At 41.7% G+C, this 13406-nt stretch carries 15 protein-coding genes; 9 read left to right on the plus strand and 6 right to left on the minus strand.

Going from position 1 to position 13406, the window contains the following annotated elements:
- Positions 1-47: 47 nt before the first annotated feature.
- The 3 genes from H3H32_RS11135 to H3H32_RS11145 all read right to left on the minus strand — a co-directional run bounded on the left by H3H32_RS11135 (position 48) and on the right by H3H32_RS11145 (position 2914).
- Entirely contained in the window at positions 48-752 is a 705-nt protein-coding gene (locus H3H32_RS11135; RefSeq protein ID WP_182462752.1) for a hypothetical protein, read from the minus strand.
- The gene (locus tag H3H32_RS11140; protein WP_182462754.1) at positions 736-1068 is read right to left on the minus strand and encodes a hypothetical protein; all 333 of its coding nucleotides are present in this window, start codon (positions 1066-1068) and stop codon (positions 736-738) included. The genes H3H32_RS11135 and H3H32_RS11140 overlap by 17 nt, the downstream gene beginning before the upstream one ends.
- Positions 1069-1204: 136 nt before the next feature.
- The gene (locus H3H32_RS11145) at positions 1205-2914 is read right to left on the minus strand and encodes a type IV secretory system conjugative DNA transfer family protein (protein WP_182462755.1); all 1710 of its coding nucleotides are present in this window, start codon (positions 2912-2914) and stop codon (positions 1205-1207) included.
- A gap of 320 nt (positions 2915-3234) precedes the next feature.
- Here H3H32_RS11145 and H3H32_RS11150 point away from each other — a divergent pair, with 320 nt between their 5' ends.
- A complete protein-coding gene (locus tag H3H32_RS11150; RefSeq protein WP_182462757.1) occupies positions 3235-3615 on the plus strand; it encodes a plasmid mobilization protein in 381 nt (126 codons plus the stop codon).
- Positions 3584-4522 carry a relaxase/mobilization nuclease domain-containing protein gene (locus H3H32_RS11155; RefSeq protein ID WP_182462759.1) on the plus strand — a complete coding sequence of 313 codons (939 nt, stop codon included), beginning with the start codon at positions 3584-3586 and terminating at the stop codon, positions 4520-4522. Before H3H32_RS11150 ends, H3H32_RS11155 begins: the two co-directional genes overlap by 32 nt.
- Here H3H32_RS11155 and H3H32_RS11160 read toward each other — a convergent pair.
- Positions 4519-4803 carry a hypothetical protein gene (locus H3H32_RS11160; protein ID WP_182462761.1) on the minus strand — a complete coding sequence of 95 codons (285 nt, stop codon included), beginning with the start codon at positions 4801-4803 and terminating at the stop codon, positions 4519-4521. The two genes, H3H32_RS11155 and H3H32_RS11160, sit on opposite strands and share 4 nt — an antisense overlap.
- A 67-nt stretch (positions 4804-4870) precedes the next feature.
- Here H3H32_RS11160 and H3H32_RS11165 point away from each other — a divergent pair, with 67 nt between their 5' ends.
- Positions 4871-5308 carry a hypothetical protein gene (locus tag H3H32_RS11165; RefSeq protein ID WP_182462763.1) on the plus strand — a complete coding sequence of 146 codons (438 nt, stop codon included), beginning with the start codon at positions 4871-4873 and terminating at the stop codon, positions 5306-5308.
- A 44-nt stretch (positions 5309-5352) separates the two neighbouring features.
- Here the strand turns inward: H3H32_RS11165 and H3H32_RS11170 are convergent, their stop codons facing one another.
- Positions 5353-7323 carry a tetratricopeptide repeat protein gene (locus H3H32_RS11170; RefSeq protein ID WP_182462764.1) on the minus strand — a complete coding sequence of 657 codons (1971 nt, stop codon included), beginning with the start codon at positions 7321-7323 and terminating at the stop codon, positions 5353-5355.
- Positions 7324-7350: 27 nt separating this feature from the next.
- Entirely contained in the window at positions 7351-7623 is a 273-nt protein-coding gene (locus tag H3H32_RS11175; protein ID WP_182462766.1) for a hypothetical protein, read from the minus strand.
- Positions 7624-8474: 851 nt separating this feature from the next.
- On the opposite strand from H3H32_RS11175, the gene H3H32_RS11180 reads away from it, so the two are divergent.
- The 6 genes from H3H32_RS11180 (at position 8475) to H3H32_RS11200 (ending at position 13110) form a co-directional block, all read left to right on the plus strand.
- A complete protein-coding gene (locus H3H32_RS11180; protein WP_182462768.1) occupies positions 8475-9335 on the plus strand; it encodes a recombinase family protein in 861 nt (286 codons plus the stop codon).
- A complete protein-coding gene (locus H3H32_RS11185) occupies positions 9283-10617 on the plus strand; it encodes a radical SAM/SPASM domain-containing protein (RefSeq protein WP_182462770.1) in 1335 nt (444 codons plus the stop codon). Before H3H32_RS11180 ends, H3H32_RS11185 begins: the two co-directional genes overlap by 53 nt.
- 65 nt (positions 10618-10682) lie before the next feature.
- Entirely contained in the window at positions 10683-11162 is a 480-nt protein-coding gene (locus H3H32_RS11190) for a hypothetical protein (RefSeq protein ID WP_182462772.1), read from the plus strand.
- 150 nt (positions 11163-11312) lie between these two features.
- A complete protein-coding gene (locus H3H32_RS11195) occupies positions 11313-12410 on the plus strand; it encodes a Fic family protein (RefSeq protein ID WP_240543742.1) in 1098 nt (365 codons plus the stop codon).
- 37 nt (positions 12411-12447) lie between these two features.
- Positions 12448-12846: a Fic family protein gene (locus tag H3H32_RS37440; RefSeq protein WP_240543743.1), complete on the plus strand. Its 399-nt coding sequence runs from the start codon at positions 12448-12450 to the stop codon at positions 12844-12846.
- A gap of 114 nt (positions 12847-12960) precedes the next feature.
- Positions 12961-13110 carry a hypothetical protein gene (locus H3H32_RS11200; RefSeq protein ID WP_182462774.1) on the plus strand — a complete coding sequence of 50 codons (150 nt, stop codon included), beginning with the start codon at positions 12961-12963 and terminating at the stop codon, positions 13108-13110.
- The last annotated feature ends 296 nt before the right edge of the window (positions 13111-13406 follow it).

Raw genomic sequence — 13406 nt, forward strand, 5'->3', positions numbered from 1 at the left:
TTTAATTTAAGCTCTATCATACAACTTGCAAAGCCATTGCCATTTGATTAATTAGTTTTTGCTTTCAGTGAGTTTACTAACCATACTCTTATTTTAGCTCTTAAATCTACGGGCGAATCGTACACTAAAACACGGACAGAACTCACATCAAAAGGTATATCACTTACTGACTGAGCTACCATAAGAACTGTTTTATTAAGTGAATGGGCAATGCCTAATTCATAAAAAACATTAGGATTTCTACCAGTAATATCAGCAATAATTACTTTCGCTCTGACCATCATTTGAACTATATGCGGTAAAATAGCTGCTGATTCAACATTATCGTCGCTCCTTTTACATACCAACCCAACATCTTCTACCGCTTTTTTGATGGTTGCATAAGTGAAGTCAAATTGATTATTAAAAGGCATTAGCACCATCACTAAAGTTTCGTCTAATTTTGCATCTATATTAACGCCTAAGGAGTCAAAAAAATCCGCTTTCTTTAAATTGTTATTGTTGGGAGCTACAGCTTTTTGGGCTTCAATTAGAAGATGATTAACGTTCTCAAATCTTGTTTGAGATATCGATAATTGTTGTTGTAATTCGTTGATTTTTGTTTCTATAGACTGCCGATATAAATCATCTTTATACCTATCCACTTGCCTAACTAACCTCAAATTTTTGTAAGCGACTGATATAAGTGCAATCACTGCTATTAAAAATGCTGGTATAGCATAGATTATGAGGTCTTTAATGGGCGTGTCCATAGAAATCTAAGATCATTAAAATGCTATTTACAAGCATTAATACTGTGAAGGATAAATTTACTATTGTCAGGCCTATGGCGATGTGAATTTCACGCTTTATAAACAGGACTGGAGTATGTTTCCAAATAATTATTGAAACAAACAAAAACAATATGTATATCATACATATGCCGAATGTTGAACCTGATTTATTCTGATCCCCTAATAAAATAGTAGCATTAAATGATAAAGCCAAAAAACCAATCTGCACTGGTAAATATAAAAAAGCAGCCCATATTTTTACCAGATCAGTCTTTTCTGCTACGAAAATTTTCATTAGTAACTGAAGCAATAAAAGCGTAGAGGGAACTATCCACCTTACATTTTTGCCAACAAACTCCTCTATAGAATGATATACCATCACGGCATTAGACAATATTAATTTTAAATATAGATCATCTGGGTTAAAATTATCAATTTCTGAATGGATTTGGGCTAGCGTTCTGATTGATTTCCCAGTAAGGAATTTTCTTTAAACTGCCAGGTCTATCAACTCCTTTCACTTCCAGGATAATGTTTGGCCAGGCCATCACTTCTTGTGGTTCTAAAAGATATTTTTGCATCTCACGTGGAGAGCCGTCATGATTATTGCCAAGGAATTTTAAATCTTTCGGCATCCGTTTGGATAAATAGTCGGCTGTGAAATTGTCCCCAACTGCGAGGTAATGCCGCACAATGGCATTGTTGACGAATGTTTCCCACGAATTCGGATATAGGTTTTTCAATTGGGTCAAATCCTGCATAACAGGCCAGAGCGTGACATTGTAACCTGCCAGGAAACCAGCCGCTATTTCAAATTCTTTTAGTGCGCCAAGAGTTGGGAACTCATCCATCAGTAGCACGACTTTTCGCGCTGGGTTGTAATATTTAGTCAGACCTCTCATAATCGAACCGAAAAAAAGCCGAAGCCAGGCTTGACAACGGTCAAGATCGGCAGGGCTTAAGCACACAAACACCGCCGTTTTCTCTTTTGCGAGTGTTTTTAAATCAACGTCTGATGCAGACACCGAGTCTCGTAATTGTGTGTCTTTGAACACATCGGTTGCTGTTCTTACAGTGGAATAAATGCTTTCTACGGTTCGCCCGCCATCATTCAACATTTGTCCTGCAATGGCTCTTGCTTCGTCTTTAATGTCACCGTCAAAGGCTTCATTTTTTGACATCTGTTGCAGCAAGTCTGTCCGTTCAGTACCGGATAGGCGCAACCATTTATAAAGAGTGCGGAAATTCTTTGCCTCCACATCCTGGGTCATCATGTGTCGGATGTAGAGCGTCATATAATTTCGGGCGGATTTATCAAAGTAGTCATTCGCATGGCTCGTTTGAGGAACGAGTGCGAAAGAAATCATGTCTGCGTATTTATCAAAGTCGGGGTCATTGCCGTTAAATAAATCGAATGGATTAAAGCGGGCGTTTCCAAACTGAGCGACTTCCGGTATAGCAAATGGGTTTACGGCCAAAACGTTATACCCGGCACTTTTTAGATAATTACCGGCTACCGCTAAATTCTCGCCTTTCGGATCAAGCACGACAAAAGATGGTGCGTCTGGCATCTTCAAATCGTCCGACAGCAGAGCTGGTAAGATGAGGTTTACACCTTTACCGCCACGAGAACCGCCAACTGTCATCATGTGGCCTTGACCATTCCACGTAAAATGAGAGCCGACGTGTAGCCCTTTACCACGACCGCCTAATGACTTTTCTAATAATTCCGGTGAAGCCCATCCCTTTGCGCCATACGCTTGACGTACTTCATTCTTTTTTTCTTCTTGGAAAACATTGTCCGTATAGTGAGCAAAGTGATTCTTAAAATTATTGCCGATAAGAAAAATAATGCCGATACAAATAATAATAAAAGTAAGAAGCCATGCAGGGTGATTCTGCATATAGTCAAAACCAAGGCCCATCGTGCCTAGAATATAATAGAGCGCAAAACAAGCCAGAAAGACGAGCGCCCATTGAAAAAATCCAACGGCACTTGATGCGTTAGAATCCTGACTGACGTCAATGTGGCGCTGGGAATAAAAGAATTTGTGCATCCACTGGGGGATGGTCTTTTTAAAGGAGATGTAGAAGATCCAGCCGAGGTAGGCAAAACAAGTCAGGAAAATCAGTGCAGACATACAAAAAAGGTTAAAGGTGTGAAAGTCTGTAATTTATGCATCTTGACTGCATGAAAAAAACGGGAATTTTCCCCTATTTTTTTGATGGTTTACGATTGGATCGTAGTGGTTCAGTTCTTTATTTTTGCCCTTAAAGTTCGCTTGAGCCAATTTGGCTTTGGGCCTACCTGGACAGTGTATGCAAGACATGTTTCTGTATATTAAAAACCCTCCTATGGTCGGGTTTTGACATCCAGAAACGGTCTTGGCAGGGGCAGGCGCTACGCCCTTTCCCCTGCACCCCAAACCCGTGTGGAGCTTCGCATCAATTATAAAAACGAATGGCACGCCCCAGGAAACCAGATGCACTACGCCGTGATATAAGCCGCTTGGTGCGCTTTACGGAAGCGGAAGACAAAGCATTATTGGCTAGAGCCAGCCTTGCTGGGATGAACCCGAGTGAGTTTCTTCGTGATACGGCTTTAAAGCGACGTTTCACACCGAGACTACCTCTAGCTGAGGCTGATTTTTTGCTGTACGTGCGGGGTGAAATTGGCCGTGCGGGGAATAACCTAAACCAGTTGATGCAACAATTGACGACGGCCAATTCAAGCACAACAGCATACGCGACTCAAACCGTTTTAGATCAGCTTCAGGAGATCAATCAGGAAGTCCTTAAATTGCTTCGTCATGGCAGTTATTCGCGGGAAAGCCAGGGGTGATGGTAAACAACTAGCACGCTATTTATTGGCGCAACGCGACAACGACGAGAAACCCCAGCTTTTACAGATGCGTGGTTTTGCCGATACTGATCCCGTAGATGCTCTGGTCAATGCGACCTTGGATGCCGCTGCCGTCAGCCGATCAAGCAAACCGTTTTATCATGGCATCATCAACCCGCGGGAAGGGGAGGCTATTTCCATGACAGCAGAACAGTGGGAATTTTCCGCTGACATGATGGAAAAGCATTTACAGTATGAAGGTTTGCCTCGAATGATCGTCCGGCATCAAAAAGGTGGACGGGCGCATATCCATGTCGTCTGGTTTCGCTACGACTATAATACGGGAAAGCTCAGGTCTGATACATATAATTTTTACAAACACAATGCAGCCCGTTTTGAAATTGAGAAAAAGTTAGGTCATGAACACACCAATGCACGTCGTGATCGAACGCAGGAGCCGAGCCATAAACAGCGATTAACGGAGCTCTGGCGGGACAGTAGCAGCGCTGCCGATTTTGTCAGTCAGGCACAGGCAGCAGGCTATGAAATCGCCCAGGGCTTAGACCGCCATCCCTACCGGGTAATCACGCCAGAAGGTACGAGCATTGATCTCGTGCGTCAGCTTGATGGATACCGGAAACGTGACGTGTACGAGCGATTTAAAAGGTACGACCTACCAACTGAGGCCCAGGCCCTCAAATCAGTTCAGGCACGTTCGCGGACGCAGAATGGATCAAATGATGTGTTCCAGCAGCTTAAAGAACGCGATCGGCGCGGGCACTTAATGCAAGAAGGTACAGTCAATTCGGACACCCAATCCTACAACAGCGAGCGGGATATTTTCGAGCAACTGAAAGACAAACAGGTCAACCAAACCCGCAAACGAGATAGAGGGTTAGAACGCTAAGGGGGTAAATCTGCATAGGTCAGTTCGCGCACAGCAAAGCCTTGCGATATGGCCTCATATTCAAGCCAATTTGTTAGCTCGCGTGTGCGGAAGCGTTCCGGTAGCCAAGGTCGGTTAAACAGTTCATAGGTATAATGAATGGCGCGGTTATAATTCCACTTGTCGAGCGGGATTTTCTGTCTGTCCAGCCAGAATTCCAGCCAAGTGTGTAGGAAATTCCAGTTATACTGATCGTGCCAATTATCATTGGCCGCTTTTGGTTTGATGGCTTTTTTGTACATCGTGGCTAACCATATCACATATTCCCATAAGAATCAATAACTTTAAGCAACTCTTAACCAGATGATTATGGCGACGCTTGAGGATATGTACGCCCGGCATGACCGGGAGATGAAAAATTTAATGAAAGACCAGCAGATTAGCTGGAACGTTTTAAACGAGCGGTACGGCAAGGGTAACATTCCTACTGACGTTTATCAGCAATGGGATCAACAGCATGGTAACACGCGGCTGCATGGGCTTAGAGCCCAACACCAGGCCGAGCTTGAAGCCTATCCGCTTAATCCGTTGGAATATCGCTATCAACAGGAGAAGTCTCAGAAAGAAAAAGACCCAACCCCTGATATATTTGAGCAATTAAAACAAAAGCAACAGCCAGTACAGGACATCTCTTCGAAACAATCGCAACCTAATCCCCAAAAACCTGATCCAGACGATGTATTTGCCGCGCTTCGACGCAAACAGCAGGAGCAAGACCGACATGTCCCTGGCGATGACGATCGTTAAACAGTTTGGAACAAAACTGTTTTGCCAGTTCTGCTCACGTACATTTATCTATATTTTTTTATTGCATAGGTAATAAAATATAGTAATGTTATTGTAAGTAAAAATAAGTCTCCATCTTCGAAATAGATATAAGCATATATGATACTAATAATGTTTTTTTTGAGTTGACAAAATTTAAATAAATCATTTCTCGCACCTTCTAACTTGCCAATTTTTACTTTTGCTTTCCCTCTTTCTAAGTAAATAGAAGGTAACTCATCCGCATCGGTATGTAGAAGTATTGCTCTGTTATAGTCTTGTATAGCTCCTATATAATCTTCCAATTTGGCCCTTGTTTGCCCACGTCTATAGTAAATATACGATTCTCTATTATTCAAGCATATACTTTTATTAAATGCATCAAGTGCATCTGTGTAATTTTCAAATCCGTACTTAATATATCCATAAATATTTGTAGCTAAATAATGGTCAGTATTTATTGACAGTACTCTGTTAAAGTCAATGATAGAATTTTCATAGTCTTCTATATTGAATTTTGCAAGCCCTCTATCAAAATATACAGATTCATTAATATAAGGTTCCTTTTTTGAAAATTTATCAAAATCTATAATTGCTCCCTTGAAGTCTTTTAATTTTAATTTTGCTCTAGCACTAAAATAGTAAATCTCCTTTTCTGTATTTTTATTCGTTATTGATGCTTTTTTTGAAGCATCAATAACTCCATTATAATCTTTTAGTAAATATTTTAATTCGACTATATATAAATATAAATCTATAGATTTAGGCTCTAATTCTATAGCCCTTTGATAATTAAATAACGCTTCAGTATAATGTTTACTCCTAAACATTATATTTCCAATATTTATGTAGTTATATGAATTGCTTGAGTCTAATTTTTTGGCAATAATATAATTGTAAAGTGCGTTTTTTTTATCCTTTAATTCGGCGAAGTTATAACCTAAATAGCTGTATGCTAGTGCATTTTGAGAATCGAGTTTTATTGAATGTTTATAATCTATAAGAGCAGCCTTGTAATTTTTTAAATTAGTTTTTGCTATTCCTCGATATAAATAAGATTCAGGGTTAATCGAGTTTAGTTTTATAGAGAAAGTAGCATTTTTAACTGCTTCTTTAAAGTTACCTAAACAGCTATTTATGTAACTTAATTTTCTGTAGGCTAAAAAGTTGTTTTTCTTTAAATCTATAGCACGTTTATAACTTATTTCAGCTTTGTTGTATTGCTTTAAACCATAATATAAATCTCCTAATACTATATAAGACTCTGATTGGTAAGCGATGGGTTGACTTTTATTTATAAAGTACGCATCGGGATTATTAGTCCCCACCTTGATGTTATAAATAGACAATAACCAATTATCAAAAATTTCATTATTGATATGGAAATTACCTTGAGTTATATCATATGGACTAATATTTTTCTCATAATGTAAATCCAACTTCTCAAGTAATATTTTCCCGCCAGCTATTTTTATCAGCGTATCACTTGGTGAACTTTTGAAACATACATACCCATGAGAACAGTCTTTTGGGAGTTCGAGTATGTCACCCCAAAGCACTAGGTCAGCGTTATAGAATCTTTGAACATTTTTTGCTTCGGATAAAGAATTAAGAGATTTTTTCTCATAGTAAACATGGATTGGTAGATTGTATTTTTCTGCAATGTCTACAATTCTTTTTTCTAGGGAACGGCCAAAGCATTCAGACTCTATATGAGGTATATAGTCTTCAAACTGTGTTATTAAAATATATAATTGATCTTTGTTGAATTTGGCTGGAAATGGAAGTTTACTTTTGTTAATATTTTTGACTATTTTATCTGGACTATTTTCAGTAGGCTTGTTAGGGTTTATTTTAATGACATCGCTTAAAACAGCTAATGTGACAGCTACTATAACCCCTAATAAAAATGTTGTTATTGCAATCCTATCAGAAATATTTAAAGAATTGAAAAAAAATCTAATTCTAAATAATACGCTCGCTTTCCACTTAGCCATAAAAATTAAAATTTTCAGTTGAAAATTTTATCTATGTAATTTTAGAATTAAGCTATCAGGGATTATATGTGCAGGTATCTCATTTGTAACTTCTTTGCCATTAATGAGATGTTGCGTTACAATAGAGGTACTCTGAGATTTTAACATTTCAGCTTTAATATTCTCTATCTCCGTTTGATTAGATGATTTATACGCGAAATATACTGCCTGAGTTGCTAAAATAGCCGAAAGAATAACCCAATATGTACGACTTGGAAAATTTGATAAATCGTCACGAATTGGCATTGAAATCTCCAACATAACTTAAGATTGATTAATTATAATCGTAAAATTCCGTTATGTCAAGCATATCTTGCATGATTTAAAGATTTTTTTTTTGCCTTATACTCATGCAAATAAAGTTCATAATCTGATAGGTAGGGATTACTGATTCACTTTTTATCGTTTGCCTCAACTCTACTAGATAGATTGTTATGATGCTTTGCTTGATTACCCTTTTAGATTAAAGTCAACCACCAGCAATTGATTCTTCTACAAACCTTCTACAACTGTGAGGTACAACAAATATTACGACTAGTTATTGTTTTAAATTAATCAGCTGCTATAACAACTCCTTTCTGCTTGTAAAATCTGTTCTTAAAGATTCCTGCTTACTTCTATAGATATACTAGATTCTGTCATCACGATGTTATTACGGGTTTATTTTAAGCCCCAACGCTCTTGCTGGTCTCAATTTGAGCCTAGTGGTTGGACAGATGCTCCTAAATGTTATAGTAAATGTGGAGTTTCATGACATTGTGATCTGAATAGTCTATTTCTAATCCCACCTTTTTGAATTCCCGTTGGCCGATCCGTTCCATTTTTAAGTGAAACCAGAAACTGCCTAACACATTGTAAATTCCTCCCCTTAGTCCCTACTTTTCATTTTCAAACGGATGAAAGAGCAGGTCGTACCAATTTCTTCCCCCAAAATTTGTTCGGGAGTAAACGATCGTTAACCCCTGTACACCACTCACTCTTTTTCAATCGTTCTTCATAGCTAAATCCCTATAAAACAGGGGCTCTTCATACAAGACTAATCGATTTTTTATTCAAACCTGTTCAAAGGTAATCCATCGTTTACATCTGAACAAGAGTACGGTTAAACCCCTATGAAACAGGCGATTGCCTATTACCGTGTTTCCACGCGCCGACAAGGACGAAGTGGATTAGGACTTGAAGCACAACAGATAGCCGTGGCAGGTTATTGTCAGCTCAATGGTTATGAGCTTGTCGATGAAGTAGTTGAAGTGAAATCAACGCGCAAACACCAGTATGGCCTTTTTGAGGCTATGGAGCGATGCCGATTCAGAAAAGCTACACTCATGGTCGCCCGATTAGATCGGTTAGGGCGCGATGTCGAAAAAATTGCGCGACTGGTAAAATCGGATGTGGACATTGTGGTAACGGATAATCCACAAGCCAATCGATTTACCATTCATATTATAGCCGCTGTCGATGAAGAACAACGACAGCGTATTAGTGAAACCACCAGAGCGGCTTTGGCAGCGGCTCGAAATCGGGGAGTTATTCTTGGGAAACAGGGAAAAATACAGGCCGAACAAAATAAAAAAGCCGCCGACGAATTTGCGCGCCAGCTTTTACCAATGCTTGAATCCTTAAAGAAACAAGGCATCATTACGGTACGAGCCATTGCCCAGGAACTCAACCGGCAGGGGATTCCAACGTTTCGGGGCGATAGCCACTGGCATCCCAGTACGATTTGTGGATTACAAAAGCGATTAAAACCAAAAAAACTAATAACCATGCAAACACAACCCATTATGATTCCCACACAAGAGGCCGATATTTTCTTTGATGATCGTTCGCTCCTAGAAACAGCGCTCGGTAAAGACGCTTTAAAAGTCTCTTCGATCAATGCCAATTGCGATTGTTCCGCCTACTATTCAACCGAAAACGATGACCTCGTTAATACCCACCAAATCACCGCATCTGCTACTGCGACCTATTGAGCAAGATTTTACCTATGTCGTCAATTGCGCCTATCCACAGTCATTGCGTCTATTAACTGGACCGCAAGCGGCTATCCTGGCGGCAATCGATGGGCAGTCTACGGTGTCCGATTTGAGCGAGCGACTGACTATTCCGCCAACGGTTTTGGCGGAGTTTTTAAGCCTGCTCGCTCAAACGGACATCATTCGCTTTGATGATCGGTTTAGTAAACCTCAAAAACCAACCACTCCGCAATCGCTTAATTTTTGGATTCACACCACCAATCGTTGCAATCTGGCCTGTAGCTATTGCTACATCTCGACCTTGCATACCACCGAAGGCATGTCCGATGGGACCAAACAGCAATTATTGGAGAAGGTGGTTGAAACAGTCGTTAAGCGAAAGCTCACACACATCAAATTTCGATTGGCAGGCGGTGAACCCTTAACCCAGTTCAAATCCTGGAAAGTGTTTATTCCCCAAATTCGGCAGCGATTACAGGACGTCGGATGTCGGTTTGAAGCGTCCTTCATCACCAATCTGACGATCCTGACTGACGAGATCATCACGTTTTGCAAGGCACAGAATATTGGCTTTGGTATCTCGTTGGATGGGCTAGAAGATGACAATGATGCTAGCCGCCCTTTCAAACAGGGCGGAGGGAGCTTCAAACACATTGACCGAAATTTGCGAAAATTAATGGCTCATCAGATTCCAGTGATGGTCAATACGGTGGTCAACAATCAGAATCTGAAGGGCCTACCCGCCTTGACGCGCTATCTGATTGACCTAGATGTGCCGTTTCGTTATTCGATTGTCAAAGGAGAAGCACTTGATGGCGATCTTTTAGAAACTAATCTTCTGGAATCCTATGCCATTATGGAAGAGGCCATTCAAACGGGTTGGTCTTTCACGCGTCGGCATCAGTTTTGTGATCTCAAACCCCAGGAACTAGGGTTTCAAACCTGTGCGTCTGGTTTTTCCGGTGGCGCCATTTATGTCGATGGCACGCTTAACTATTGCCATGTCCATTTTGGCGATAAAACCCAATCATCCCATTCCATCTTCGACCCTGAATTAGATCTGGTGGATATGATCCAGCAGGGCAGTCATGAAGAGGATAACCGGTCGGCTGATTGCAAGGCTTGCCGCTACAGTGCGGTTTGTACCAGTGGCTGTCCGGTCTACCGGGTGAATGGTAAAGACCCCCAATGCAGTCTATACCACCGGATTATTCCGGTACTCTACGATCTCCAGGCCAAGGAACGGTTGAAAACGCTCCGGGATTTTAAGATCCTTTAACCCCTTATGGGCTATCCTCTTGTCAAAGCTGAACAGGAAAGGGTAGGTGGCTCATGACAGTGGATATGACGGCGCTTGTTGCGTGGTTGACGTTGGTGGGCCTGATTTGTCAATTGTACCTGCAACGGACGCACAACGAAAAATCGCTTAAACCGTTAGGCCAGATTGATCTGGAAGACCGGCAGGGACATCTGTATGTTCGCATCACCAACAATGGTCTGGGACCAATGATTATTGATCGGTTCGTTTTTTACAAAGATGGTAAAAAGTATACCGCGATTAAGGAGTGTTTGCCGCTGGATCGCCAATCCTATACGGCCATTGAGGTCAACGAGTCTGTACAAAAAGTAATTTTACCCAATGGCCACTTGATCATTTTTGAAACGCGGCTAGAGGCCGGAAAAGAAGATGCACGCCGGGTCCGCCAACAACTAAGCCCAATTACATTGACAGTTGAATTCCACGACATTTACGACAACAGGATGATCATTGAGCGCGACTTTCAGTGGTTTGCCAGGCATGAGGTCAAAGAAGGTCAGGTATAATAACCTCTTTAATGATAGAAATGACATCATTAAAGATGCTTTTAATGCTACATCCAGCATTAGTTGTTGAAAATTGACATGAAAAACGAATTATAGTACAACATAAAAAACTAATTTTGATGCGGCATGAAAAACGAATAGACGTACATTATGGCAACCCCAGCGGAAAAATTGGCTCAGTCACTTGAAGCCTTACATACTCTGCAACAAACCGAAAAGATAGTTGCTATTCGAACCACCGATTTGACCCGTACCCACCGGGAACGGCTGCTGAAACATGGTTTTTTAAAAGAAGTTCTGAAAGGTTGGTACATTACTTCCCGACCCGACGAATTACCCGGTGATACGACCGGCTGGTATACCTCCTTCTGGCAATTTTGCGCGACTTATCTGAATGAACGCTTTGGCGATCAATGGGTGCTTTCACCCGAACAATCCTTAGCGCTTCACAGCGGCAATTGGGTTGTTCCTAGTCAACTTCTGGTTCGCTCCGCCAACGCCAATAATAACGAAACCAAACTGCTGTTCGGCACTTCATTATTTGACATCCGAGTCAATCTGCCCGTGGATGACGAAGTCGTTATCGAAGAGGGGATACGAATTTATTCCTTGACGGCTGCGCTGGTGTTCTGTTCCACAATTTATTTTGTTCGCTCCCCGATGGATGCCCGCAACGTACTAGCCTTGGTACGGGATGCATCCGATCTGCTCACTATCCTACTGCGGGGAGGGCATACAGTGGTAGCTGGGCGGCTAGCAGGAGCCTTTCGTAATATTGGCAATAACCGCATAGCGGATGAGATAGTCCAGACGATGCGGTCGGCTGGGTATGAGGTGCGGGAAGATGATCCGTTTACCGCAAAATTTTCGGGTATCTTATCCTTTCGGGAGACCTCCCCTTACGTGAACCGGGTTCGTTTGATGTGGCAAAGTATGCGGGAACGCGTTTTAGCTGTCTTTCCGGCAGCCCCCGGCCTTCCGCAAGACATCGACACTTATCTGAAACAGGTGGATGATGCCTTTGTGACGGATGCATATAATTCGCTTTCAATCGAAGGGTATCAGGTAACACCTGCGCTGATTGAGCGCGTTCGGCAAGGCCAGTGGAATCCTGACCAGGTGGAATCCGATCAAGACCAAAAGAATGCCTTAGCTGCTCGTGGGTATTGGCAAGCTCACCAGACCGTCAGGCAAACAATCCGCTCCGTTTTGCAGGGGCAAAACGCAGGGGGAAGCAATCGACAGTGACCATCGTATCTGGTACCGGGAATTATTCGCGCCCAGCGTGAGTGTTGGCCTGTTAAAAGCCAGCGATCTAGCTGGTTATCGCAATGGACAGGTCTATATCCGGGGATCCAAGCATGTTCCGCTCAATCGGGATGCGGTGCGGGATGTCATGCCCGTGTTTTTTGAATTACTCCAGGCGGAAACGGAATCTGCTGTCAGGGTCGTGCTTGGTCATTTTATCTTCGTTTATATTCACCCATATATGGACGGCAACGGCAGAATAGGTCGTTTTTTAATGAATACCATGCTGGCCTCAGGTGGCTATCCCTGGACAATTATTCCCTTGAGTGAACGCAGCCGGTATATGCATGCTTTAGAGAAAGCCAGTACCGAACAGGACATTACTGATTTTGCCGTTTTTCTAGCCAATCTGGTCAGAAACAATCAGGTAGTGTAAATCCGTAACATATGCAAGCGACTAGCTACCATAGATGACTTTACTTGCCTTGAAAATAACTACATAATGCGGCCATGCCCAGTTCATTGGGTAATGGGCTTTAGATAGGGAGCAATGCTAATGGTCGGAGATGTGGCGATGCTGATTGTAAAAAGTAGCCTCGCTGGTACCATGCTCTCGGGTGATCTGGGTGACGGTCTGGCCGCTATATTGTTGTTTGAGACCGGGACGCCGGAGCCTTCGCCACAATCTGCGATTCAGTAAATCATGTTGCCTTCATTCCCTTTTCGATTACTAGTGATAGTTAAGTTTTTACCCTACTTTTCACTGGCTCACTTTTATGGGTTCAGGAAAAGTGTTTGGCTTTCATAACCCGTAATAATATGGCTTCAAAACTGTAAGAGATTGTAAGTCATAAATAGGGGAAATTTCCCCTATTTATAAAGACATCTCAATTCTCGAATAGCCTTGTTAGAAGTAATCGGAATGAGAACTCCGCTCTATTACCCCACACTTTTTAATACTCTATGTTCAAAAGTTCTCCGGCAGTTATTTCGTGG

The organism is Spirosoma foliorum, assembly GCF_014117325.1.
Taxonomy (GTDB): domain Bacteria; phylum Bacteroidota; class Bacteroidia; order Cytophagales; family Spirosomataceae; genus Spirosoma; species Spirosoma foliorum.

Coding starts and splice junctions, on each gene's coding strand:
- H3H32_RS11135 (WP_182462752.1), bottom strand. CDS start 752: ATGGACACGCCCATTAAAGACCTCATAATCTATGCTATACCAGCATTT.
- H3H32_RS11140 (WP_182462754.1), bottom strand. CDS start 1,068: ATGAAAATTTTCGTAGCAGAAAAGACTGATCTGGTAAAAATATGGGCT.
- H3H32_RS11145 (WP_182462755.1), bottom strand. CDS start 2,914: ATGTCTGCACTGATTTTCCTGACTTGTTTTGCCTACCTCGGCTGGATC.
- H3H32_RS11150 (WP_182462757.1), top strand. CDS start 3,235: ATGGCACGCCCCAGGAAACCAGATGCACTACGCCGTGATATAAGCCGC.
- H3H32_RS11155 (WP_182462759.1), top strand. CDS start 3,584: ATGGCAGTTATTCGCGGGAAAGCCAGGGGTGATGGTAAACAACTAGCA.
- H3H32_RS11160 (WP_182462761.1), bottom strand. CDS start 4,803: ATGTACAAAAAAGCCATCAAACCAAAAGCGGCCAATGATAATTGGCAC.
- H3H32_RS11165 (WP_182462763.1), top strand. CDS start 4,871: ATGGCGACGCTTGAGGATATGTACGCCCGGCATGACCGGGAGATGAAA.
- H3H32_RS11170 (WP_182462764.1), bottom strand. CDS start 7,323: ATGGCTAAGTGGAAAGCGAGCGTATTATTTAGAATTAGATTTTTTTTC.
- H3H32_RS11175 (WP_182462766.1), bottom strand. CDS start 7,623: ATGTTGGAGATTTCAATGCCAATTCGTGACGATTTATCAAATTTTCCA.
- H3H32_RS11180 (WP_182462768.1), top strand. CDS start 8,475: ATGAAACAGGCGATTGCCTATTACCGTGTTTCCACGCGCCGACAAGGA.
- H3H32_RS11185 (WP_182462770.1), top strand. CDS start 9,283: ATGACCTCGTTAATACCCACCAAATCACCGCATCTGCTACTGCGACCT.
- H3H32_RS11190 (WP_182462772.1), top strand. CDS start 10,683: ATGACGGCGCTTGTTGCGTGGTTGACGTTGGTGGGCCTGATTTGTCAA.
- H3H32_RS11195 (WP_240543742.1), top strand. CDS start 11,313: ATGGCAACCCCAGCGGAAAAATTGGCTCAGTCACTTGAAGCCTTACAT.
- H3H32_RS11200 (WP_182462774.1), top strand. CDS start 12,961: ATGCTAATGGTCGGAGATGTGGCGATGCTGATTGTAAAAAGTAGCCTC.